This window comes from Paraferrimonas haliotis, from assembly GCF_002282895.1.
GTDB lineage: Bacteria > Pseudomonadota > Gammaproteobacteria > Enterobacterales > Shewanellaceae > Paraferrimonas > Paraferrimonas haliotis.
Genome location: NZ_NRRB01000010.1, coordinates 29,690 through 53,733 on the forward strand (window position 1 = coordinate 29,690; position 24,044 = coordinate 53,733).

The 24,044-nt window shown below is 46.1% G+C and carries 18 protein-coding genes and 4 tRNA genes; 1 reads left to right on the top strand and 21 read right to left on the bottom strand.

The genetic code is table 11. The features are described from left to right. Positions 1-41: 41 nt before the first annotated feature. From tuf (CLC91_RS14600) to CLC91_RS14685, 18 genes are all read right to left on the bottom strand, one after another. Positions 42-1,226 (bottom strand): elongation factor Tu, encoded by a 1,185-nt coding sequence (tuf, locus tag CLC91_RS14600; RefSeq protein ID WP_095499703.1) that lies wholly within the window; start codon positions 1,224-1,226, stop codon positions 42-44. A gap of 62 nt (positions 1,227-1,288) precedes the next feature. Then, on the bottom strand, positions 1,289-3,388 hold the full coding sequence (gene fusA / locus CLC91_RS14605; protein ID WP_095499704.1) for an elongation factor G: 2,100 nt from the start codon (positions 3,386-3,388) through the stop codon (positions 1,289-1,291). A gap of 81 nt (positions 3,389-3,469) precedes the next feature. After that, entirely contained in the window at positions 3,470-3,940 is a 471-nt protein-coding gene (gene rpsG, locus CLC91_RS14610; RefSeq protein ID WP_095499705.1) for a 30S ribosomal protein S7, read from the bottom strand. Between the two features lie 89 nt (positions 3,941-4,029). After that, complete coding sequence (gene rpsL / locus CLC91_RS14615; RefSeq protein WP_095499706.1) at positions 4,030-4,404, bottom strand: 30S ribosomal protein S12; 375 nt, start codon at positions 4,402-4,404, stop codon at positions 4,030-4,032. 191 nt (positions 4,405-4,595) lie between these two features. Continuing rightward, positions 4,596-8,822 (bottom strand): DNA-directed RNA polymerase subunit beta', encoded by a 4,227-nt coding sequence (gene rpoC, locus CLC91_RS14620; protein WP_095499707.1) that lies wholly within the window; start codon positions 8,820-8,822, stop codon positions 4,596-4,598. Between the two features lie 80 nt (positions 8,823-8,902). Continuing rightward, positions 8,903-12,934 (bottom strand): DNA-directed RNA polymerase subunit beta, encoded by a 4,032-nt coding sequence (gene rpoB, locus CLC91_RS14625; RefSeq protein ID WP_095500588.1) that lies wholly within the window; start codon positions 12,932-12,934, stop codon positions 8,903-8,905. 232 nt (positions 12,935-13,166) lie between these two features. Further along, positions 13,167-13,535, bottom strand: a complete 369-nt coding sequence (rplL, locus tag CLC91_RS14630) for a 50S ribosomal protein L7/L12 (protein ID WP_095500589.1) — start codon at positions 13,533-13,535, stop codon at positions 13,167-13,169. A gap of 54 nt (positions 13,536-13,589) precedes the next feature. Then, a complete protein-coding gene (gene rplJ / locus CLC91_RS14635) occupies positions 13,590-14,078 on the bottom strand; it encodes a 50S ribosomal protein L10 (protein WP_095499710.1) in 489 nt (162 codons plus the stop codon). A 261-nt stretch (positions 14,079-14,339) separates the two neighbouring features. Further along, on the bottom strand, positions 14,340-15,047 hold the full coding sequence (gene rplA / locus CLC91_RS14640) for a 50S ribosomal protein L1 (RefSeq protein WP_095499711.1): 708 nt from the start codon (positions 15,045-15,047) through the stop codon (positions 14,340-14,342). Positions 15,048-15,051: 4 nt separating this feature from the next. Then, positions 15,052-15,480, bottom strand: a complete 429-nt coding sequence (rplK, locus tag CLC91_RS14645; RefSeq protein WP_095499712.1) for a 50S ribosomal protein L11 — start codon at positions 15,478-15,480, stop codon at positions 15,052-15,054. Positions 15,481-15,708: 228 nt separating this feature from the next. Continuing rightward, positions 15,709-16,260 carry a transcription termination/antitermination protein NusG gene (nusG, locus tag CLC91_RS14650; protein WP_095499713.1) on the bottom strand — a complete coding sequence of 184 codons (552 nt, stop codon included), beginning with the start codon at positions 16,258-16,260 and terminating at the stop codon, positions 15,709-15,711. Positions 16,261-16,269: 9 nt separating this feature from the next. Then, the gene (gene secE / locus CLC91_RS14655; protein WP_095500590.1) at positions 16,270-16,644 is read right to left on the bottom strand and encodes a preprotein translocase subunit SecE; all 375 of its coding nucleotides are present in this window, start codon (positions 16,642-16,644) and stop codon (positions 16,270-16,272) included. Between the two features lie 217 nt (positions 16,645-16,861). After that, positions 16,862-18,007: a conjugal transfer protein TraF gene (traF, locus tag CLC91_RS14660; protein WP_095499715.1), complete on the bottom strand. Its 1,146-nt coding sequence runs from the start codon at positions 18,005-18,007 to the stop codon at positions 16,862-16,864. Between the two features lie 180 nt (positions 18,008-18,187). Next, entirely contained in the window at positions 18,188-19,372 is a 1,185-nt protein-coding gene (tuf, locus tag CLC91_RS14665) for an elongation factor Tu (protein ID WP_095499703.1), read from the bottom strand. Positions 19,373-19,500: 128 nt separating this feature from the next. Beyond that, a tRNA-Thr gene (locus CLC91_RS14670) sits at positions 19,501-19,576 on the bottom strand. A gap of 7 nt (positions 19,577-19,583) precedes the next feature. Next, positions 19,584-19,658, bottom strand: a tRNA-Gly gene (locus CLC91_RS14675). 42 nt (positions 19,659-19,700) lie between these two features. After that, positions 19,701-19,785, bottom strand: a tRNA-Tyr gene (locus CLC91_RS14680). 21 nt (positions 19,786-19,806) lie between these two features. After that, positions 19,807-19,882: transfer RNA gene (locus CLC91_RS14685), tRNA-Thr, on the bottom strand. A gap of 204 nt (positions 19,883-20,086) precedes the next feature. Between CLC91_RS14685 and coaA the strand changes: the two genes are divergently transcribed. Then, a complete protein-coding gene (gene coaA / locus CLC91_RS14690; RefSeq protein ID WP_095499716.1) occupies positions 20,087-21,037 on the top strand; it encodes a type I pantothenate kinase in 951 nt (316 codons plus the stop codon). Here the strand turns inward: coaA and birA are convergent. From birA to CLC91_RS14705, 3 genes are all read right to left on the bottom strand, one after another. Next, positions 21,026-21,991 carry a bifunctional biotin--[acetyl-CoA-carboxylase] ligase/biotin operon repressor BirA gene (gene birA, locus CLC91_RS14695; protein WP_095500591.1) on the bottom strand — a complete coding sequence of 322 codons (966 nt, stop codon included), beginning with the start codon at positions 21,989-21,991 and terminating at the stop codon, positions 21,026-21,028. The two genes, coaA and birA, sit on opposite strands and share 12 nt — an antisense overlap. Further along, entirely contained in the window at positions 21,984-23,009 is a 1,026-nt protein-coding gene (murB, locus tag CLC91_RS14700) for a UDP-N-acetylmuramate dehydrogenase (protein ID WP_095499718.1), read from the bottom strand. The genes birA and murB overlap by 8 nt, the downstream gene beginning before the upstream one ends. Before the next feature lie 61 nt (positions 23,010-23,070). Then, the gene (locus CLC91_RS14705; RefSeq protein ID WP_095499719.1) at positions 23,071-23,613 is read right to left on the bottom strand and encodes an isochorismatase family protein; all 543 of its coding nucleotides are present in this window, start codon (positions 23,611-23,613) and stop codon (positions 23,071-23,073) included. Between the last annotated feature and the right edge of the window lie 431 nt (positions 23,614-24,044).

Consider the following 24,044-nt stretch of genomic DNA (forward strand, 5'->3'; position numbering starts at 1 on the left):
CTTCATAAGCGGGCTTTTCTAACAACAGAGTTAAGCGTCTACTATTCTACGATAGTCGCTACAACACCAGCGCCTACAGTACGGCCACCTTCGCGGATTGCGAAACGTAGACCTTCGTCCATCGCGATTGGGCAGATTAGCTCTACTACCATCTTGATGTTATCACCAGGCATTACCATCTCTACGCCCGCTGGCAATTCGATGGTACCGGTTACGTCAGTTGTACGGAAGTAGAACTGTGGACGGTAACCTTTGAAGAATGGCGTGTGACGGCCACCTTCGTCTTTAGAAAGTACGTATACTTCTGATTCGAACTTAGTGTGTGGAGTAATTGAACCAGGCTTCGCTAGTACTTGACCACGTTGAACTTCTTCACGCTTAGTACCACGTAGAAGAACACCACAGTTCTCACCTGCACGACCTTCGTCTAGAAGCTTACGGAACATCTCTACACCGGTACAAGTAGTAGTAGTGGTATCTTTGATACCTACGATTTCTACTTCGTCACCTACGCGGATGATACCACGCTCAACACGACCGGTTACTACAGTACCACGGCCTTGGATTGAGAATACGTCTTCGATTGGAAGAATGAAATCACGGTCGATGTCACGCTCTGGCTCTGGGATGTAAGTATCCAAAGCTTCCGCTAACTCAACAATCTTGTCTTCCCACTCTTTCTCGCCTTCTAGCGCTTTAAGAGCTGAGCCTTGAATTACTGGTAAGTCATCACCTGGGAATTCGTACTCGGATAGAAGTTCACGAACTTCCATTTCTACTAGCTCTAGCAATTCTTCGTCATCTACCATGTCACACTTGTTCATGAATACGATGATGTAAGGTACGCCAACCTGACGTGACAACAAGATGTGCTCACGAGTTTGTGGCATTGGGCCGTCAGTTGAAGCTACTACCAAAATAGCGCCGTCCATTTGAGCAGCACCAGTAATCATGTTCTTAACGTAGTCAGCGTGACCTGGACAGTCTACGTGAGCGTAGTGACGAGTCGGAGTGTCATACTCTACGTGAGAAGTAGAAATGGTAATACCACGCTCGCGCTCTTCTGGAGCGTTATCGATTGCAGCAAAGTCTTTCGCTTCACCACCGTATACTTTTGCAAGTACGTTAGTGATAGCAGCAGTTAGGGTTGTTTTACCGTGGTCAACGTGGCCAATAGTACCAACGTTAACGTGCGGCTTGGAACGTTCAAACTTTTCTTTAGACACGATGTCTTCCTTTCATTTTTCATTTGCTCGCTAGTTAGTTTAGCTAACGAGCGGAGTAAAAATTAATACGTTTCAATTATTGATTGAGCAACGTTTTGCGGTGCTTCGCTATACTTCATAAACTCCATTGAGTATGAAGCACGCCCCTGAGTTGCGCTTCGCAAATCAGTAGCATAGCCAAACATTTCCGAAAGTGGAACTGATGAACGAACAATCTTAATGCCCGCAACACCGTCTTCCATTCCGTCAATAACTCCACGACGACGATTTAGATCACCAACAACATGACCCATATAGTCTTCGGGAGTAGTTACTTCAACTTTCATTAATGGCTCTAGCAATACAGGGTTCGCTTCAAGCGCCCCTTTTCTAAAGCCCATAGAGCCTGCAACTTTAAACGCCATTTCGTTCGAATCAACATCATGATAAGAACCATCGAATAAGGTTACTTTTACGTTTAGCATGGGATAACCCGCCAACACGCCTTGGTCAACCTGATCCGAAACGCCTTTTTCAACCGCTGGAATAAAGTCCTTAGGAACCGTTCCACCAACGATTTCATTTACAAACTCAAAATTGTTTTCACTGTCTTCAGGCAATGGTTCGATACGAAGCCATACGTGACCGTATTGACCACGACCTCCGGATTGACGAACAAATTTACCTTCAGCTTCAACACTTGAGCGAATGGTTTCGCGATAAGCCACTTGCGGCTTACCTACGTTACATTCAACTGTAAACTCTCGGCGCATACGGTCGATAATGATGTCTAAGTGCAGCTCACCCATACCAGAGATAAGGGTTTGACCGGACTCTTCATCAGTTTCGACTCTAAAAGATGGGTCTTCTGCCGCTAGTTTACTTAGGGCAATGGCCATCTTTTCTTGATCCGCTTTTGATTTCGGTTCAACGGCAATTTGAATAACAGGCTCTGGAAATTCCATTCTTTCCAGAATGACTTTGTGATTCATATCGCACAAAGTATCGCCAGTAGTTACGTCCTTAAGACCAATGGCGGCAGCGATATCGCCAGCACGCACTTCTTTGATCTCTTTACGGTCGTTAGAGTGCATTTGCACCATACGACCAAAACGCTCTTTCTTTTCTTTAACCGAGTTGTATACGTGGGCACCGGTCTCAATGACACCTGAGTATACCCGCATAAAGGTTAAAGTACCGACGAATGGGTCGGTGGCGATTTTAAACGCAAGGGCAGAGAAAGGCTCATCATCAGAAGACGGTCGCGCAACTTCGTTACCATTCTCGTCTTCACCTTTAATGGCTGCAACTTGGTTAGGTGCTGGCAAATATTCCACCACACAATCCAATACAGCTTGTACGCCTTTGTTCTTAAACGCTGAACCACAAGTTGCCAATACAATCTCGTTATCGAGGGTGCGTTGGCGAAGCGCCTGCTTGATTTCTGACTCGGTAAGCTCACCTTCTTCAAGGTACTTTTCCATTAATTCGTCAGAAGCTTCGGCTGCTGCTTCTACTAGGTTCATGTGCCATTCTTCAGCAAGCTCTTGCATGTCAGCTGGGATGTCTTGATAGGTAAAGGTTACCCCTTTATCTTCCTCACTCCAGTTGATTGCTTTCATCTTGATTAAATCAATGACACCAGCAAACTCGTCCTCAGCACCAATGTTTAGCTGAATCGGTACGCAATTGGCACCTAAGCGATTGTTGATTTGATCAACAACGCGCAAGAAATCAGCACCAGCACGGTCCATCTTATTGACGAAAACCATACGAGGTACATGGTATTTATCGGCTTGGCGCCATACAGTCTCAGACTGCGGCTCCACACCGGATGAACCACAAAATACTACTACGGCACCATCAAGCACACGTAAAGAGCGCTCCACCTCAATGGTGAAGTCTACGTGTCCTGGAGTATCGATAATATTAATACGATGCTCATCGAACTGAGCATCCATTCCACGCCAGAAAGTCGTGGTTGCAGCTGAGGTAATAGTAATACCGCGTTCTTGTTCCTGCTCCATCCAATCCATAGTTGCGGCGCCATCATGCACCTCACCTATTTTATGGGACAGACCAGTATAGAACAGGACTCGCTCGGTAGTTGTTGTTTTACCGGCGTCAACGTGAGCAACAATACCGATATTACGGTAACGCTCAATAGGAGTTGTACGAGCCACTATTATAGTCCTCTTGCCTTGCGGCTTTGAGTATTGGTCATAGCAAAGAATGGCGCGAACACAATTGCTCGCGCCAATCTGTTACCAGCGGTAATGAGCAAACGCTTTGTTTGCTTCAGCCATACGGTGAACGTCTTCACGTTTCTTAACAGCTGTACCTTTGTTTTCGGCTGCGTCTAGCATTTCACCGGCTAGACGGTACGCCATAGATTTTTCACCACGCTTACGAGCCGCTTCAACTAACCAACGCATGGCTAGTGTGTTACGACGAACTGGACGAACTTCAACTGGCACCTGGTAAGTTGAACCACCAACACGACGAGATTTAACCTCGACTTGTGGGCGAACGTTTTCTAGGGCAGCTTCAAAGATGCTTAGGGCTTCTCCGCCATTTTTGGCAGAAGCAGCGTCTAATGCACCGTATACAATTTTTTCAGCAACAGATTTCTTACCATCAAGCATTAATACGTTAATGAACTTGGCTAGTAACTCACTGTTAAACTTAGGGTCAGGTAAAATTTTACGTTGACCTACAACGCGACGTCTTGGCATAACATGCTCCGTTTACGCTTCAGGGATTTCCAAAACCGATTGGTAATCTCAAAAATAAATTTAGTTTGGCCTTACTTAACGGAGGTACGTTAAGACTTAGGTCTCTTAGCACCGTACTTAGAACGGCCTTGGCGACGATCACTAACACCCGCAGTATCTAGAGCACCGCGAACAGTGTGGTAGCGAACACCTGGCAAGTCTTTAACACGACCGCCACGGATAAGAATCACACTGTGCTCTTGCAAGTTGTGACCTTCACCGCCGATGTATGAAGTAACTTCGAAACCATTGGTTAAACGAACACGCGCTACTTTACGTAGTGCAGAGTTTGGTTTCTTAGGGGTAGTGGTATATACACGAGTACATACACCACGTTTTTGTGGACACGCTTCTAGCGCAGGCACATTAGTCTTGTCGACTTTAGGCTTACGCGCTTTGCGTACCAACTGGTTTACAGTTGCCATTAAACAGCTCCAAATTAGTAATAAACTAATCAATTTTAAGGTGTGAAAAATCTTCCCCAAAAATGGGGAGCCGAAATTTTAGGGACAGTTGCCCTATGTGTCAAGAATTAACCACCTTTCTTTGCATGATCCAGCTCTAAAACGCAAAAAGGACGCCCAAAGGCGCCCTTTATTATGCAGATTAAAGAAACTTATTCTTTAATTACATCGCTGGTAGCGTTTAGCAAGTCCGCTAGGTTTTGCTCGGCTTCGCTTGCAGAAACCGAGGCTACCGCTTCTTCAGACTCTTCCGAAGCCGCGTTACGGTTCTGATGATAAGCATAACCGGTACCGGCTGGAATCAAACGACCAACAATCACGTTCTCTTTCAGACCACGTAGGTTATCTACCTTACCTGCAACCGCAGCTTCGGTTAGAACACGAGTGGTTTCTTGGAACGAGGCTGCTGAAATAAATGATTCAGTGGCCAATGAGGCTTTAGTAATACCCATCAGTTCACGTTCGAACTCAATAGCAGGCTTACCTTCCGCTTCACGCTTGCGGTTTGCAATCTTAACGCGAGACACTTCCGCTTGTTCGCCTTCTAAGAACTCACTGTCGTGTGCCTTAGTAATGATGCACTTACGTAGCATCTGACGAATAATAACTTCAATGTGCTTGTCGTTAATCTTTACACCCTGCAGACGGTATACATCTTGTACTTCGTTCACGATGTAGTTAGCAACATGGTGAATGCCACGCAAACGCAAAATGTCGTGCGGAGCTTCTGGACCATCAGCAATGACTTCGCCTTTTTCTACCTTTTCACCTTCGAACACGTTTAGGTTACGCCATTTAGGAATCATTTCCTCGTATGGCTTACCTGAACCTTCTTCGGTGGCAGGAGTAATTACAAGACGACGCTTACCTTTAGTTTCTTTACCAAACGAGATGGTACCGGAAACTTCAGCTAGGATTGCAGGCTCTTTAGGCTTACGCGCTTCAAACAAGTCGGCTACGCGAGGCAGACCACCGGTAATATCGCGAGTTTTCGACGACTCTTGTGGAATACGAGCAATCGCATCACCCACGTTCAACGCCGCGCCATCTTCAATGGTTACAATCGCGTTGGCCGGCAAGAAGTATTGTGCTGGCACTTCGGTACCGGCAATCATTACGTCATTACCTTTGCTGTCCACAAGCTTAACCATCGGACGCATTTCTTTACCGGCACTTGGGCGCTGTGATGGGTCAAGAATTACAATAGATGATAAACCGGTCAACTCATCGGTTTGACGAGAGATGGTAACCCCTTCAATCAAGTCGACGAACTTAACGGTACCCGCCATCTCAGTGATGATTGGATGCGTGTGTGGATCCCAGTTTGCAATGACTTGACCTGCGTCAATGTCGCCGCCTTCTTGAACCTCAAGAACGGTACCGTAAGGTACTTTGTAACGCTCTTTCTCGCGACCAAGCTCATCGATAATGGCCAGCTCTGAAGAACGAGACACAATCACCAACTTACCTTCTGAGTTAGTTACGTGCTTAGCGTTATGCAGCTTCAAGCTACCAGCATTCTTAACTTGAACGTTGTTTTCCGCAGACGCTCGCGATGCCGCACCACCAATGTGGAAGGTACGCATGGTAAGCTGTGTACCCGGCTCACCAATGGACTGAGCTGCGATAACACCAATGGATTCGCCCATGTTAGCAATATGACCGCGAGCCAAATCACGACCATAACACTTAGAACAAACACCGAAATCGGTATCACAGGTAATCACTGAGCGAACGATAACTTCGTCTACCGAGTACTCTTCTAGGCGGTCACACCATGCTTCATCAAGCAAAGTATTGCGCGGAACCAATACGTCAGTTGTACCTGGCTGATACACGTCTTCGGCAACAACACGACCCAATACGCGCTCACGTAACGGCTCAACAACGTCACCGCCTTCGATTAGCGGCTTCATGACCAAGCCTTTGTGAGTACCACAATCTTCGTCAATAACCACTAAATCTTGAGCAACGTCAACTAAACGACGAGTCAAATAACCCGAGTTAGCGGTCTTCAATGCGGTATCCGCAAGACCCTTACGAGCACCGTGAGTCGAAATAAAGTATTGGTTTACGTTCAAGCCTTCACGGAAGTTAGCCACAATCGGAGTTTCGATAATGGAGCCATCCGGTTTCGCCATTAGGCCACGCATACCCGCCAACTGACGAATCTGTGCGGCACTACCACGAGCGCCTGAGTCGGCCATCATGTAGATGCTGTTAAAGGAATCTTGCTTCTCATCTTCGCCGTCGCGGTTAGTAACGGTTTCAGACGACAAGTTATCCATCATAGCCTTGGCTACTTTTTCGTTAGCGCTTGCCCAGATATCGATTACCTTGTTGTAACGCTCACCAGCGGTTACCAAACCAGATTGGAATTGTTCTGAAATCTCTTTAACTTCCGCTTCTGCGTCAGCAATGATTTCTTTCTTCTCGTCTGGAATCACCATGTCGTTGATGCCTACTGAGGCACCAGAGATTGTGGCGTAGTGGAAACCGGTATACATGAGTTGGTCAGCAAAAATAACCGTTGGCTTAAGACCTAGTTGACGGTAACAGGTGTTAAGCAGAGCTGAAATTTGCTTTTTGCCCATGGCTTGGTTAACCAAGTCAAAGGACAAACCTTTCGGCATGATTTGCGACAGAATGGCACGGCCTACGGTCGTATCAACAACTCGTGTAGACGGCTCTTTTTCACCGTTATCAAGTACTTGATATTCAGTGATACGAACTTTAACGCGAGCATGCAATTCAGCAACTTCGGTACGATAAGCTTTTTCGGCTTCAGCAATGGATTCGAATACCATGCCTTCACCACGACCGTTTACGCGATCACGAGTGATGTAGTACAGACCCAATACAACGTCCTGAGAAGGAACAATGATTGGCTCGCCGTTGGCTGGTGACAAGATGTTGTTGGTAGACATCATCAAGGCACGGGCTTCTAATTGCGCTTCTAAGGTTAACGGCACGTGTACCGCCATTTGGTCACCATCGAAGTCAGCGTTATAAGCCGCACAAACCAATGGGTGCAATTGAATCGCTTTACCTTCAATCAGTACCGGCTCAAAGGCTTGAATACCCAAACGGTGAAGCGTTGGTGCACGGTTAAGTAGTACCGGGTGCTCACGAATTACTTCGTCAAGTACGTCCCATACTTCACCTACTTCGCGCTCAACCATCTTCTTAGCGGCTTTGATCGTGGTAGCAAGACCACGGCCTTCTAGCTTGCCGTAGATAAATGGCTTGAATAGCTCAAGTGCCATCTTCTTAGGAAGACCACATTGGTGCAAACGTAAGGTTGGGCCTACGGTAATTACCGAACGACCTGAATAGTCCACACGCTTACCAAGCAAGTTCTGACGGAAACGACCTTGCTTACCTTTGATCATATCGGCCAAAGATTTCAAAGGACGCTTATTCGAACCGGTGATCGCACGACCACGACGACCGTTATCCAATAGCGCATCCACAGATTCTTGCAGCATACGTTTTTCGTTACGTACGATGATGTCTGGTGCCGCTAAGTCTAATAGACGTTTCAAACGGTTGTTACGGTTAATAACGCGACGATACAAATCGTTCAAATCAGAGGTCGCAAAACGGCCACCGTCCAACGGAACAAGTGGGCGCAAATCTGGCGGAAGAACAGGCAATACTTGCAAGATCATCCACTCAGGCTTATTACCTGATTGATAGAAAGATTCCATAAGCTTCAAGCGCTTAGTAACTTTCTTACGTTTTGTTTCAGAGTTGATGGTTGGCAGCTCTTCGCGCATTGCCTCAACTTCTTTTTCAAGCTCAATGCCGCGCAGCAATTCTAGAACCGCTTCTGCACCCATCTTAGCTTCAAACTCATCGCCGTACTCTTCTAATGCATCAAGATACATTTCTTCTGTCAGCATTTGACCGCGCTCAAGGCTGGTCATGCCAGGCTCGATCACAACAAATGATTCGAAGTAAAGTACACGCTCAATGTCACGCAAGGTCATATCAAGCATTAAGCCGATACGAGATGGTAATGATTTCAAGAACCAAATGTGCGCCACAGGGCTTGCAAGTTCAATGTGACCCATGCGCTCACGACGCACTTTAGTTTGAGTCACTTCAACGCCACATTTCTCACAAATGACACCGCGGTGTTTAAGGCGCTTATATTTACCACACAAACATTCGTAGTCTTTTACTGGGCCGAAAATACGGGCACAGAATAAGCCGTCGCGCTCAGGCTTGAACGTACGATAGTTGATGGTTTCCGGCTTTTTAACTTCGCCGAACGACCAAGAGCGGATCAAATCTGGCGATGCCAGACCAATCTTGATTCCTTCAAACTCTTCTGTCTTATTTTGCTGTTTTAAAAACTTAAGTAAGTCTTTCACGTTTTTCTCCTAGTGGAGTTAAACCCGGTAGCCCAAGCCGCTTGGGCTACCATACCTGATGAAAACCGAATACCGTCCAGTTATTCCTGATCCAACTCAATGTGGATACCAAGAGAGCGAATCTCTTTCAGCAATACGTTGAAGGATTCTGGCATACCAGGTTGCATCTGGTGGTTGCCATCAACGATGTTCTTATACATCTGAGTACGACCGTTCACATCATCCGACTTAACAGTCAGCATTTCCTGCAAGGTGTAAGCAGCACCGTAAGCTTCAAGTGCCCATACTTCCATCTCACCGAAACGTTGACCACCGAATTGAGCTTTACCACCCAGCGGTTGCTGAGTAACCAAGCTGTAAGAGCCGGTGGAACGAGCGTGCATTTTGTCATCAACCAAGTGGTTAAGTTTAAGCATGTACATGTAACCAACGGTTACTGGACGCTCAAACTCACGACCGGTACGGCCATCACACAACACTAACTGACCAGAAGTAGGTAAGCCGGCTAACGCTAGCATATCTTTAATTTCTGATTCTTTAGCGCCGTCAAACGCAGGCGTTGCCGTTGGAATACCACCACGAAGGTTTTTCGCTAGGCGAATCACTTCTTCGTCGGTAAAGCTGTTGATGTCAACCTGCTGCTGGCAATCGTTACCCAAGGCATAAACTTGGCGGATGTATTCGCGAAGCTCAGCAAGTTCTCGTTGCTCATCAAGCATTGCAGCAATATTGTTACCAATACCTTTCGCCGCCGCACCTAAGTGAACTTCTAATACTTGACCGATGTTCATACGCGAAGGTACGCCCAATGGGTTTAGAACGATGTCGACTGGGTTTCCTGTTTCGTCGTAAGGCATATCTTCCACAGGAACAATGGTAGAAATAACACCTTTGTTACCGTGACGACCCGCCATCTTGTCACCTGGTTGTAGGCGACGTTTAACAGCTAGATACACTTTGACGATCTTAAGAACGCCAGGGTTCAAGTCATCGCCTTGAGTGATCTTGCGACGTTTCACTTCAAACTTCTTATCGAACTCAGCTTTCAACTCAGCATTTTGTTCAGCAAGCTGTTCGAGCTGCGACTGCAGTTCTTCATCAGACAGGCTTTGCTCTAACCATTTTTGGCGAGGCAATTCATCGATTTTCGCTTCGTCCATTCCTGACGCAACCAACAAGTTGCGAGCACGGCCTAATACACCGTCTTCTAGGATTTGGAACTCTTCGGTCAAATCTTTTTTAGCTTCCGCTAAGTGCATTTCTTCGATTTCAATAGCACGCTTGTCTTTCTCTACACCGTCGCGAGTGAAGACTTGTACATCAATAACCGTACCGGTTACTGAGTTAGGTACACGTAGCGAGCTGTCTTTAACGTCAGAAGCTTTCTCACCGAAAATTGCACGCAAAAGTTTTTCTTCTGGAGTCAGTTGGGTTTCGCCTTTTGGAGTCACCTTACCAACTAGAATGTCGCCACCCTTCACCTCTGCACCAATGTACACAATGCCTGATTCATCAAGCTTGGAAAGCGCTGATTCACCAACATTAGGAATGTCCGCTGAAATTTCTTCAGGTCCTAACTTGGTATCACGAGCAATACATGAAAGCTCTTGAATATGAATGGTTGTGAAGCGATCTTCTTGAGCTACGCGCTCAGAAATAAGAATCGAGTCTTCGAAGTTATAACCGTTCCAAGGCATAAAGGCGATGCGCATGTTTTGGCCAAGTGCCAAATCACCAAGGTCCGTAGAAGGACCGTCCGCCAGTACGTCACCACGAACAACCGGCTCACCAACATTACAGCAAGGACGCTGGTTAATGCAGGTATTTTGGTTAGAGCGGGTGTACTTGGTTAGGTTGTAAATATCGATACCAGCTTCACCTGGAACCAACTCTTCTTCGTTTACCTTAACCACGATACGGCTGGCGTCTACGTAGTCAATGCTACCGCCGCGCTTAGCAACAACGGTTACACCGGAGTCAACCGCTACCGCGCGCTCAATACCGGTACCAACAAGCGGCTTGTCGGCGCGCAATGTAGGAACGGCTTGACGTTGCATGTTCGAGCCCATCAAGGCTCGGTTAGCATCATCGTGCTCTAGGAATGGAATGAGCGAAGCTGCCACCGAAATAATTTGTTGTGGCGATACGTCCATATAGTCGATTTGTTCAGCCGGTACTAACGTAGACTCACCTTTATGACGACATGGGATAAGCTCATCGACTAACTCACCTTTTGCATCTACATTCGCGTTAGCGTTCGCAATAACGTGGTTGCCTTCTTCGATTGCTGATAGGTAATCAACAACGTCGGTAACCTTGCCATTCTTAACTTGGCGGTACGGCGTTTCTAAGAAGCCGTATTCGTTGGTGCGAGAGTAGCTTGAAAGCGAGTTAATCAGACCAATGTTTGGCCCTTCAGGAGTCTCAATTGGACATAAACGACCATAGTGCGTTGGGTGTACGTCACGTACTTCAAAACCGGCACGCTCACGAGTCAGACCGCCAGGACCTAACGCGGAGATACGACGCTTATGCGTAACTTCTGACAACGGGTTGTTTTGGTCCATGAATTGCGACAATTGGCTTGAACCAAAGAACTCTTTAACCGCTGCTGAGATTGGCTTAGCGTTGATGAGATCTTGAGGCATCAACGTATCTAGGTCACCCAGACTTAAACGTTCACGAACAGCACGTTCTACACGAACTAGACCAACACGGAATTGGTTCTCTGCCATTTCACCAACCGAACGGATACGGCGGTTACCGAGGTGATCGATGTCATCAACTTCATCATTACCACTGCGGATTTCGATGATTTTCTTCATCACCGCAACGATGTCTTCTTTGCTTAGCGTACCAGCACCTTGATCTTCGCCCAATCCAAGACGACGATTAAACTTCATGCGGCCAACCGTTGACAGGTCGTAGCGCTCATCAGAGAAGAACAGGTTATCAAACAAGGCTTCTGCAGCGTCTTTTGTTGGCGGCTCGCCTGGACGCATCATGCGATAAATCTCTACCAAGGCTTCTAGGCGATTGGTCGTGCTATCAATACGTAATGTATCGGAGATAAACGCACCGTGATCAAGGTCGTTGATAAACAGAACACCGAACTCTTTAATCTTAGCTTGCGATAACGCTGCTAGCGATTCCAGGGTCAAATCGGAGTTGGCTTCAACAACGATTTCACCGGTCGCTTTGTCAATGTAATCTTGAGCTGCGCGCTTATCAACAATGTACTCCAAAGGTACTTCTAACTCTTTGGTTTCTTGCTTTTCAAGCGTGCGAATGTGGCGAGCAGTGATGCGGCGACCACTCTCTACTAACACATTGCCTTTGTTGTCTTTGATGTCGAAACTAGCGGTTTCACCACGCAAACGCTCTGGAATCAACTCCATGACTAACTTATCTTTCTTAATTTTGAAGTTAGTGCGCTCGAAGAAGGTATCCAAAATCTCTTGAGTGCTAAACTCAAGTGCGCGCAAGATAATACTTGCTGGAAGCTTACGACGTCGGTCAATACGAACAAATAGGCTATCTTTAGGGTCAAACTCAAAGTCTAACCAAGAGCCACGGTAAGGAATCACGCGTGCGTTATAAAGCACCTTACCTGATGAATGAGTTTTACCACGGTCATGGTCAAAGAATACGCCAGGGCTACGATGCAATTGTGAAACAATTACACGCTCTGTACCGTTAATTACAAACGTTCCGTTTTCAGTCATCAATGGGATATCGCCCATGTAGACTTCTTGTTCTTTAACGTCTTTAACAGTACCGGCTGGTGCATCTCTATCATACAAAACCAAACGCAACTTAACGCGCAATGGTTTTGAGTATGTAATGCCGCGGATCTGACATTCCTTAACATCAAAGACTGGCTCACCAAGACGATAGCTTACATACTGAAGCTCCGAGTTCCCGGAAAAGCTCTTGATTGGAAATACGCTACGAAAGGCCGCTTCAAAACCGCGTTCCCCTGTAGGATCTTGATCGATAAATTTGCTGAATGAATCCAGCTGAATAGACAACAGGTAAGGGATATCCAACACTTGTGGACGCTTACCGAAGTCCTTACGAATACGCTTCTTTTCAGAATAGGAGTAAACCATGGGTTTCCTCTAGCTGGCTGATAACTGACCCAAACTGCTCCTCATGAACAGTCTGTTTATCCGACACCGTTGGAGCAAGACCCTAGCCAGTAATCGCTGCGAGGGACCGCGTTGCATTTGACGAATACGGTGCAAAAAACCGTCAATGCTTATAGCGCAAAAAGCCTGATGGTTAAAAAACCATCAGGCCAACCTAATAAAAAATTAGGCGCGTAAACTGTTAGATAACAGCTTACTTGATTTCAACAGAAGCGCCGGCTTCTTCAAGAGTTTTCTTCAACTCTTCGGCTTCTTCTTTAGAAACAGCTTCTTTAACTGCTACTGGAGCAGATTCTACCATACCTTTAGCTTCTTTCAAGCCTAGGCCAGTAGCACCACGTACTGCTTTAATAGCAGCAACTTTGTTAGGACCAGCAGCGGCTAGAACTACGTCAAATTCGGTTTGCTCTTCAGCTGCACCGGCATCGCCAGCACCGCCAGCAACTACTGCAGCAGCAGCAGATACGCCGAATTTTTCTTCCATAGCTTCGATAAGCTCAACAACTTGCATTACAGACATTTCTGCAACTGCGTCTAGGATTTGTTCATTAGTAATAGACATTACAATTCTCTCTAAAATCAATATTTAATTCGTTAAACGATAACCAAAACCGAATTATGCGGCTTCTTTGGCATCGCGAATAGCTGCGATAGTACGTACCAACTTGCCTGCAGAAGCTTCTTTCATTGTCATCATTAACTGAGCAATCGCTTCGTCGTAAGTAGGTAGTTTCGCTAAAATTTCTACATCAGCGACGGCGCCTTCAAAGGCTGCGGCTTTAACTTCGAAATTGTCTTGCTCTTTAGCAAAGTCTTTGAAAAGACGTGCTGCGGCACCTGGGTGCTCGTTTGAGAAAGCAATCAAAGTAGGACCAGTGAACGTCTCTAAAAGACATTCATAGTCAGTGCCTTCAACTGCACGACGTAAAAGGGTGTTACGAACAACTCGTACGTATACGCCAGCTTCACGAGCTTGCTTACGTAGCGCAGTCATATCACCTACAGTTACACCGCGAGAATCGGCAACTACTGCAGACAGGGCACCTTTGGCAGCTTCGTTGACTTCAGCAACAATTGCTTTCTTGTCTTGAAGATTTAATGCCATTGGACATTCTCCTGGATTCTACCCGGGCTAATTCCCGGAATTTACCAAACTAAGTCAACATTGACTTAGCAATTTACGGTGAAGAGTCCAGTACAAAAATTCAATTCATACTAGGGGGGTCTCACACCGTCTACGTAGGAAATTAAGTGTTACGACTAATCGTGCGACACCTACGGTCTTGGACGGGAGTCTTACGGTTAAACCGCAGACTCCAACCCACAAGGGCGGCCGATTATAAAGTAATCGACTGTCCTTGTAAAATTAGTTTGAGCTAGTGGTATCCAAGCTGCCTTGGTCAAGCGCAACACCCGCACCCATAGTGGTCGAGATGCTAACTTTCTTGATGAATACACCTTTAGCAGAAGACGGTTTCGCCTTCTTAAGTGCAACCAACAATGCTTCCAAGTTCTCTTGAAGTTGCTTAGGCTCAAAGTTCACCTTACCAATGGTAGTGTGAATGATACCGTTTTTGTCGTTGCGGTAACGAACCTGACCTGCTTTAGCGTTTTTAACCGCTTCCGCTACGTTAGGAGTTACAGTGCCAGTTTTAGGGTTTGGCATTAGGCCGCGAGGACCTAAGATTTGACCCAATTGGCCAACCACACGCATAGCGTCTGGAGAAGCAACAACTACGTCGAAGTTCATTTCACCTTTCTTAACTTGCTCGGCTAGGTCTTCCATGCCAACCAAATCAGCACCGGCTTCTTTCGCAGCTTCTGCGTTAGCGCCTTGGGTGAATACTGCAACGCGAACGTCACGACCGGTACCGTGAGGTAATACGGTAGCGCCACGTACGTTTTGATCAGATTTACGAGGGTCAACGCCCAAGTTTACAGAAGCATCTACACTTTCAACGAACTTAGCAGTTGCTAATTCTTTAAGAAGAGCAATCGCTTCGTTGATTTCGTATTCTTTAGTTACTTCTACTTTTTCGCGGATTACGCGCATGCGCTTAGAAAGCTTTGCCATCGTCTTAGTCCTCTACTACCAAGCCCATAGAACGGGCAGTGCCTTCAATAGAACGCATCATCGCTTCAACGTCTGCCCCAGTCATATCTTGGGCTTTAGTTTCAGCAATTTCACGAACCTGTGCAGATTTAACCGTACCCACTTTTTCAGTGTTAGGACGGCCAGAACCGGACTTAATACCAGCCGCTTTCAACAATAGGAAAGATGCAGGTGGAGTCTTGGTTTCGAAGGTGAAAGAACGATCGTTGTATACAGTGATAACAACTGGAATTGGCATGCCTTTGTCGAACTTATCAGTACGAGCGTTGAATGCTTTACAGAATTCCATGATGTTCACACCATGTTGACCTAGAGCAGGACCAACTGGTGGCGACGGGTTAGCAGCACCGGCTGCTACTTGTAGCTTAATATAAGCTTGGACTTTCTTAGCCATTTTAGATTCCTCTTATGGGTTCAAACACCATTAAGACCACGCTGGGCTTAATAGCTCCCCGGTAACAAAAAAGCCTTATTGAAAAATAAGGGCAGCGGATTATACGAAATATCCAGCTATAAGCCAAAGGTTTTTGTGTTTTTTTTAAACAAAGCCAAACATCAAAGCGTTAAGCGTAAAAAAGCAGCCTTTTGGCTGCTTTTAAGTACCTAAGAATTAACTATTCAACTAGGACTTTTCGATTTGAGCAAACTCAAGGTCAACCGGCGTAGATCGGCCGAAAATCATAACCGAAACTTTGACTCGGCTCTTCTCATAATCGACTTCTTCAACGGTGCCGTTGAAGTCTGCGAAAGGACCTTCTGTTACACGAACCACTTCGCCTGGTTCGAACAGGGTTCTTGGTGTCGGCGCGTCCACATTGTCTTGTAAGCGTTGAAGAATGGCTTCGGCTTCACGATCGCTGATAGGTGCTGGACGGTCAGATGTGCCGCCAATGAACCCCATGACTCGCGGAATATTGCGGACCAAGTGCCAGCTCGAATCGTTCATTTCCATTTGTACTAATACGTACCCAGGGAAAAACTTACGCTCGCTTTTTCGGCGTTGTCCACCACGCATTTCAACGACTTCTTCCGTTGGAACCAAGACTTCACCGAAGAATTGTTCCATTTCATGCATTTTGATGTGCTCTAGTAGCGTTTTAGCTACCCGAGCTTCGTAACCAGAGAATGCTTGTACCACGTACCATCTTTTCTTAGCTTCAGCCATTTCAGTCATTAGAAAACCTTATACGCCTGTAATGAAGTTAACGATACGAACGAGCAGCGCGTCCAGTCCCCAAAGCACTAATGCAAGAACCCCTGTTGCCGCAAGTACAATAAACGTTGTATTGAGTGCTTCTTGGCGAGTAGGCCAAACCACTTTTCGAATTTCTAAACGCGACTCTTTAGCAAACGCAAATCCGGTCTTACCTTTTTCAGTTTGCAAAGCAATGAACGCTGCTACAGCAAACGCCACGACTATAGCGATCGCTCGATACAGCACTGAAACTTCTGAGTACATAGAGTTGCCGATTACGGCTGCGGCTAGCAAAATAATTACTAAGCCCCATTTCAAGATATCCAAGGAACCGCCGCCTTGGTTTTCAGTATTCGTTGTCATCAATAATTCCGCAAACTACAGTATATCGCCTCGGCAACTTTACCAAGGCACAAAAAATTGGCCATAGATTGTATGCTTTTAGGGGGCTCGACGCAATACAATCCTTTATTAGTCTGAGATCTCTCTCGAAATCCTAGCGAATAATCATCAGATTCACCCTAAACTCGTGCTCGATTGTATCACCCGTCCAACGATCGTGGTCGGGCGAGCCTAATAGCTAGAAGTTTATTTGGAAGTTTCCGCCAGCGGCGTATTGCTCATCAGAACCATAGCCCGCGAACAAATCGAACACCACGGTTGAAGCGATATTAATACCAAATCCGCCTGTCCACATATCCTGCAGTGTATTCTCTAGATCACTTTTATAGCCACCTCGCAGTTCCAACCAATCGGCCGCTTCAAACGCTACCCCAACTTTGACAAACTGTGTCTTCTGTTCAAATTCAGCGAACCGTTTAGTAGGCGTTAGCTCAGCTTCTGCAGACAAAGCAAACCATTCAGACTGATAATGAGCACCCGCACTCCAACTTGGGGCCACTTCTAACGTCAATGGTGCTATGGCTTCATCAGAGGTCGTTACGCTTTGTTTAACAAGATTACGTCCTGCCAAACCAAAGCGTAAACCATTATTCAGAGTGTAGGCGACGCCCACATCAAGGTTAAAACCATTACTTTGAGTCCGATAGCGCGAATCTTTCCAGTCATCTGAGTCCCAGTTATTAACGGTTGCCGCATAAGCGTATGTATCAATATATTGAAGCTTGGGGGTCACGCCTATAGCCACATGATGGCCCGAGTCTAAAGCAAACTGTCGAGCCAATGAAACACCAAACTCTTGAACTAATACCCCCAACCCTTGTGCGTTAGATACAAGGTTATCGGGATCCGGTATTCCCACAAAATCATCTTCGTCAACCTGACCAATCGCAATTGCCTCGGCGGAAGCAGAAGCGCTAATGGTAACCGCAACTAGCTCTGTAGGTATAATAAACGCACCACCAATATCACCATCAGCGCTGACTTGATTGCCGTCTAATCCTAACAATGCAGCCTTCCATTCTAAAATTAGATTGGGGTTGGTGGGATCTTGTTGCAACTGCTCATTAAGTCTTTGAAAATCATCAATGCTATCAACAAAACTGTCGGCATCTTGTGCACTTAAGGATATGGCGGGTAACAGTATTGCAGAGTGCTGTCCTCCTAACGCCGTGAGCGCCGGATTATAGAAAGCAGCCGCTGCATGAGTGGCGTTTATGCCAGCGCCGGCTAATGCCTCAGTTCTGGCATCAGGTCCAAATATTGACGCGCTAGCAATGGTCGGTAAGAGAGCGACGACTAAGGCGGTGTAACGCAACCTAAACATAACGATCCTTTATTATTTTATTAGTGCCACTTCCAGTGCACTTTTTTGTATAGATTACCTTACTTTTTCAATCTTGCAACCGGTCAATATTCTGACAGATGTCAACAACAAAACACCAAGTTTTACGCACAAAAAAGCCCGCGTTAAGCGGGCTTTTTGAGATTCTAACCTAAGTTAGAATTATTCTACGATAGTCGCTACAACACCTGCGCCTACAGTACGGCCACCTTCGCGGATTGCGAAACGTAGACCTTCGTCCATCGCGATTGGGCAGATTAGCTCTACTACCATCTTGATGTTATCACCAGGCATTACCATCTCTACGCCCGCTGGCAATTCGATGGTACCGGTTACGTCAGTTGTACGGAAGTAGAACTGTGGACGGTAACCTTTGAAGAATGGAGTGTGACGGCCACCTTCGTCTTTAGAAAGTACGTATACTTCTGATTCGAACTTAGTGTGTGGAGTGATTGAACCAGGCTTCGCTAGTACTTGACCACGTTGAACTTCTTCACGCTTAGTACCACGTAGAAGAACACCACAGTTCTCACCTGCACGACCTTCGTCTAGAAGCTTACGGAACATCTCTACACCGGTACAAGTAGTAGTGGTAGTATCTTTGATACCTACGATTTCTACTTCGTCACCTACACGGATGATACCACGCTCAACACGACCGGTTACTACAGTACCACGGCCTTGGATTGAGAATACGTCTTCGATTGGAAGAATGAAATCACGGTCGATGTCACGCTCTGGCTCTGGGATGTAAGTATCCAAAGCTTCCGCTAACTCAACAATCTTGTCTTCCCACTCTTTCTCGCCTTCTAGCGCCTTAAGAGCTGAGCCTTGAATTACTGGCAAATCATCACCTGGGAATTCGTACTCAGATAGAAGTTCACGAACTTCCATTTCTACTAGCTCTAGCAATTCTTCGTCATCTACCATGTCACACTTGTTCATGAATACGATGATGTAAGGTACGCCAACCTGACGTGACAACAAGATGTGCTCACGAGTTTGTGGCATTGGGCCGTCAGTTGAAGCTACTACCAAAATAGCACCGTCCATTTGAGCAGCACCAGTAATCATGTTCTTAACGTAGTCAGCGTGACCTGGGCAGTCTACGTGAGCGTAGTGACGAGTTGGAGTGTCATACTCTACGTGTGAAGTAGAAATGGTAATACCACGCTCGCGCTCTTCTGGAGCGTTATCGATTGCAGCAAAGTCTTTCGCTTCACCACCGTATACTTTTGCAAGTACGTTAGTGATAGCAGCAGTTAGGGTTGTTTTACCGTGGTCAACGTGGCCAATGGTACCAACGTTAACGTGCGGCTTGGAACGTTCAAACTTTTCTTTAGACATGGTATTGCCTCGGTCCGTTTAGTAATCGTGGCACATGCCACTTTTCATAGTACAAAAAAATCGCTCAGCAGCTTTGGCTAAGCAATTTTCCAAGTATACAATAAGTATGGGAAATTTGAACAAAGGAGTGGTGCTGATAGGCAGATTTGAACTGCCGACCTCACCCTTACCAAGGGTGCGCTCTACCAACTGAGCTATATCAGCACTGATTTGGAGCGGGCAGCGGGAATCGAACCCGCATCATCAGCTTGGAAGGCTGAGGTAATAGCCATTATACGATGCCCGCGAATCTTATCCTAGGTTCAGGCTTACCCAGACTTTAAATAAGTGGTGGAGGGGGAAGGATTCGAACCTTCGAAGGCTGAGCCGTCAGATTTACAGTCTGATCCCTTTGGCCACTCGGGAACCCCTCCACACGATAATTTGGAAATGAGTGGTGCCGGCTGCCGGAGTCGAACTGGCGACCTACTGATTACAAGTCAGTTGCTCTACCAACTGAGCTAAGCCGGCACATCATTTCGGAGCGGGATATTAGGTAAATATGCGCTTGAGTGCAAGACCAAACACCATTTTTTTTAAAAAAAAGTGCTGTTTGCACAAAAAAACAGCCCTTATAGCCACAATTCCACCTTCAGTCTAGCATCGTTAAGCCTAGTTGTTGTTTGAATTTGGTGAATAGTGTAATGTTCTTTCGTTAATAGAAATGGGCAATTAATGACTCAACATTCCAGGCCACACAGTGGCACCTACCTAAGCTTCTCTCAGCACGACTGGGCGCAATTGCGTAACTCAGTGCCGCTAACCTTGACGAATTCGGATCTCGACGACTTGAGAGGAATTAACGTCAATGTGTCGCTGCAAGAAGTATCGGATATTTATTTGCCTCTCTCTCGACTACTTAACCTGATTATCAATAGCCAACAAAGCCGCAGTGCAGTATTAGAAAAGTTTCTTGGTAATTACCCTAAACGCCGACCCTATATCATTAGTATTGCAGGGAGCGTCGCTGTCGGTAAAAGTACGACAGCTCGTATTCTGCAAGCTTTGTTACAACGCTGGCCTGAGCACCCGAAAGTTGACTTAGTCACTACAGATGGCTTTTTGTATCCCTTAGAGGAGCTCCAAAAGCGCAACATTCTTCACCGAAAAGGGTTCCCTGAAAGTTACGACGTCAGGCATTTAGTCGAGTTTGTTGCCGATGTCAAAAATGGAAAGCAAGATGTAAAAGCGCCCATTTATAGCCATATTAGCTACGATAGACTCAAAGACGCGCACATCAATGTCAACCAGCCGGACATTTTGATCTTAGAAGGGCTCAATGTATTGCAAACAGCGAGGGAAGATACCGCGAGCGGTCATTCCCAATACGTTTCCGACTATGTCGATTTTTCAATTTACGTAGACGCGCCTCAGCACCTTTTAAAACAATGGTATATCGAACGCTTCCTGCATTTTCGCGATACTGCTTTTAGCCGCCCCGAAAGCTATTTTAATCACTATGCGAACCTCAGCGATGAGCAAGCGCATGAAACCGCTGGTCACATTTGGGATACCATTAACGGACCCAATTTAGTTCAGAATATTCTACCAACTAAAAATAGAGCCGCATTGGTTCTTAAAAAAGGAGCGGACCACTTGGTACAGCAAGTATTATTAAGTAAATAGCCTCAACGATACTTCCCCTCCCGCATAAGTTTTAATAAAGCCATCAATTAACAATTTCAAGTTACCTTCCTTGTCGATACCTTGATAAAGGCCGCCAACTGCATTTTGACTGCTTGTTAGTAAGACTTCGCGCCCACGAAATTCATCGAAAGCATGCCATCGTTCCAAAAAGGTGGTTAAGCCTGATAATTCGAATTCGGCGAGGTCGACTAACAATTTAGCGTGTAGCTTTTCAACCAGCGCATTCTTATCGACTTCCAGCTCTCCGTTCGGACATAAGTCAGACCAGGGTTGATCAATGTCTTTGGCAGCCAACGTAGGCATCGAGACATTGATGCCAAACCCAATAATAAGGTGGCAAGGGCCATCTGGAGAGCCCTTAAGCTCAACCAAAACCCCTGCAAGTTTTTTACTGTCACGATAAATGTCGTTAGGCCACTTCAGTCCAATCCCGTCGATTCCCAGCTCTGTCAAACTTTCCGCGAGGCTCAGTCCCACCACTAAACTCAAACCCATTGCGGCACTAAAACCATCATCTAAACGCCAGTAAACCGATTGATAAAGGTGGCAGCCATACGGTGATACCCAATTTCGACCGCGCCGTCCCCGTCCTGCAGACTGCGTTTCGGCTATGCAGGTATCGCCCTTTTGTAACCGGTTGGCATTGTCCATAATATAGCGATTGGTGCTATCCAGTTGATGAAACCAAAACAATTGGCGTTCTAATGATTGCTGCAGCACCTGCGAATTAATGAGGCTTATCGGCTTAGCGAGGCGATAGCCTTTTCCCTTCACCGAATAGATATCAAGTCCTTGTTCGGACAACTGCTTAACGTGTTTACTGATTGCAGCTCTTGTAACGCCTAAGCGGTGTGCTAAATCTTCACCCGACACAAACCCTTCAGATTGTTGCAAGCAACTCAGTAGATCATGCTTTCTCTGCCAACTATCCATCGACTACACCAATATACTCGCCAACACAGTCATACAGTCGCACCTCAGGCTCTAAGCGAATACCGTAGGTATGCATTACGGTATTGATGATCTTAGAGACCAGTCGCTTCAATTGAGACGCTGTTCCCCCACCTTGATTAACTAACACCAAAGCCTGATTGGCATGAACCGCGACCTTACCTTCGGCGTGGCCTTTAAGATGGCAGCGCTCAATTAAGTAACCAGCCGCGAGTTTATGAGAACCGTCCGCCAAAGCAAAGGAAACGAGGCTAGGGTCTTTTTCCAGCAGTATTTTATGCGTTTTGGCAGAGACAACGGGGTTCTTAAAAAAGCTTCCAGCATTACCCAGCAGTTTTGGGTCAGGCAGCTTAGCCATGCGAATCTCACAGACTTTATCGAAGACCGACTTGGGGGTGAGGCTCTCGTGATTCTGAAGTGATTTAAGAGGGCCATAGTTCAGTTTCGGCTGCCAATCTATAGGAAGGTCAATAACAATCTCAATAATCCAAGCATTGCCTTTAAGCGCTCTTTTGAAAATGGAATCTCGATAGCCAAATTGACAGTCTTGGTTAAACAGTCGAACCTCTTTACCAGTCTCAATTTCGAGATAAGTTACGCTGTACAAAATATCAGAAAGCTCTACGCCATAGGCACCGATATTTTGAATTGGTGCCGCACCTGCTGTACCAGGAATAAGCGCAAGATTCTCAACGCCACCTATGCCCTGTTCCACCAACCAACGAACCACATCATGCCAACCTTCGCCACTGCCAAGCGTAATGCGATAGTAATCGCCTAACTTTATGATTTCTCGTTTCATTATGCGATTGAGCAGAACGTCCCCCTGATAATCCTCTAAGAATACGACGTTACTGCCTTCGCCTAACATCAAAGGGGCTTTTGCGTAATTCGATGCCATGTATGAGTGCAAGTCATCTTTTGATTGGATGATCTTAAGCGCTCGGCAGTGAGCATCGAAACCGAAGGTGTGATGTTGTGACAGATTAACTAAACTCATGGCATTCACTGTTATGAAACTTACCGTGCATTCTACTCTTATTTAACGATGAACTTTTCTATTATTTAATTATTTTGAGCGCCGCTTTGAATAGTTCACCTTGAGCGTTAGGCAGCATGTCAAATAGCGCCATTTCAACACAGGTTTGATTTACTCCTAACTTATCCATTTGAGCGATAGCGGCCACTTTATTCTGTGCTATGCGCGAAGAGATTGCATCCGTCAGCACATGGACATCCAAACCGTAGTTCAACATATCCTGCACCGATTGATAAACACAAATGTGTGCTTCTATACCCATTACTAAGACCTGAGAACAGCCAACCTCTTTTAACTGTTGAACAAAATCAGTGCTGCCAAAGCAACTGAAGGTATTTTTAACGATCGGGACGTTTCCGGTAAGCTCTGAAGCGATTTTTTCGTGGGTATTTCCAAGTTTTTCAGGCAGCTGCTCAATCCAGAATACAGGAAGTTCTAGCAAATTTGCGATTTTGACCATTTTTGCACAGTTATCGATCACCTTATCGCTATGGTCGACAATTTGAGCAAGCTTACCTTGAACGTCTATAAGTACAACACCGCACTTCCGTTTATCCAGCTTCATGTATACGCTCCCACGCTTTTTAGGTTTTTAATTCATAGTAAAGCTGGTGTTCTTGCTTGTAAAACGCAACTTATCGCTCTGTCAGTGATTCTAAGGACTTAGTTGTAAAAAAGGCCGAATACCTCAGTGTAGATTCATTGTATTGAGTTAAGCCCCGCAAGAAATGACCGCGAGGGTAGGTCGAGGACGATGCCCTAGGCGGTGACCAGGCCTTCGCAGAGCTCAGGCCGTTTCTCCGGCGAAGGCCAAACTCTTGGCCTTCTTATTCCCGGCTCCACCCTACTATCACATGATATGCGGCGCCTACGGCGCACTATTTATTTTCCCATGTGAGAGCACATCATCAAATTTGAAGCATAAAAAAACCCCCGTCAAAGACGGGGGCATTTTTATATTTAAAGCCTGGCGGTGACCTACTCTCACATGGGGAA

Bases quoted from the DNA above. Each gene is read 5' to 3' on its own strand.
- murB (WP_095499718.1), bottom strand. From the start codon at position 23,009: ATGAGTTTAGTTAATCTGTCACAACATCACACCTTCGGTTTCGATGCT.
- traF (WP_095499715.1), bottom strand. From the start codon at position 18,007: ATGTTTAGGTTGCGTTACACCGCCTTAGTCGTCGCTCTCTTACCGACC.
- secE (WP_095500590.1), bottom strand. From the start codon at position 16,644: ATGACAACGAATACTGAAAACCAAGGCGGCGGTTCCTTGGATATCTTG.
- CLC91_RS14705 (WP_095499719.1), bottom strand. From the start codon at position 23,613: ATGAAGCTGGATAAACGGAAGTGCGGTGTTGTACTTATAGACGTTCAA.
- rplA (WP_095499711.1), bottom strand. From the start codon at position 15,047: ATGGCAAAGCTTTCTAAGCGCATGCGCGTAATCCGCGAAAAAGTAGAA.
- tuf (WP_095499703.1), bottom strand. From the start codon at position 19,372: ATGTCTAAAGAAAAGTTTGAACGTTCCAAGCCGCACGTTAACGTTGGT.
- coaA (WP_095499716.1), top strand. From the start codon at position 20,087: ATGACTCAACATTCCAGGCCACACAGTGGCACCTACCTAAGCTTCTCT.
- rpoB (WP_095500588.1), bottom strand. From the start codon at position 12,934: ATGGTTTACTCCTATTCTGAAAAGAAGCGTATTCGTAAGGACTTCGGT.
- rpsG (WP_095499705.1), bottom strand. From the start codon at position 3,940: ATGCCAAGACGTCGCGTTGTAGGTCAACGTAAAATTTTACCTGACCCT.
- rpsL (WP_095499706.1), bottom strand. From the start codon at position 4,404: ATGGCAACTGTAAACCAGTTGGTACGCAAAGCGCGTAAGCCTAAAGTC.
- nusG (WP_095499713.1), bottom strand. From the start codon at position 16,260: ATGACTGAAATGGCTGAAGCTAAGAAAAGATGGTACGTGGTACAAGCA.
- rplL (WP_095500589.1), bottom strand. From the start codon at position 13,535: ATGTCTATTACTAATGAACAAATCCTAGACGCAGTTGCAGAAATGTCT.
- rplK (WP_095499712.1), bottom strand. From the start codon at position 15,480: ATGGCTAAGAAAGTCCAAGCTTATATTAAGCTACAAGTAGCAGCCGGT.
- rplJ (WP_095499710.1), bottom strand. From the start codon at position 14,078: ATGGCATTAAATCTTCAAGACAAGAAAGCAATTGTTGCTGAAGTCAAC.
- birA (WP_095500591.1), bottom strand. From the start codon at position 21,991: ATGGATAGTTGGCAGAGAAAGCATGATCTACTGAGTTGCTTGCAACAA.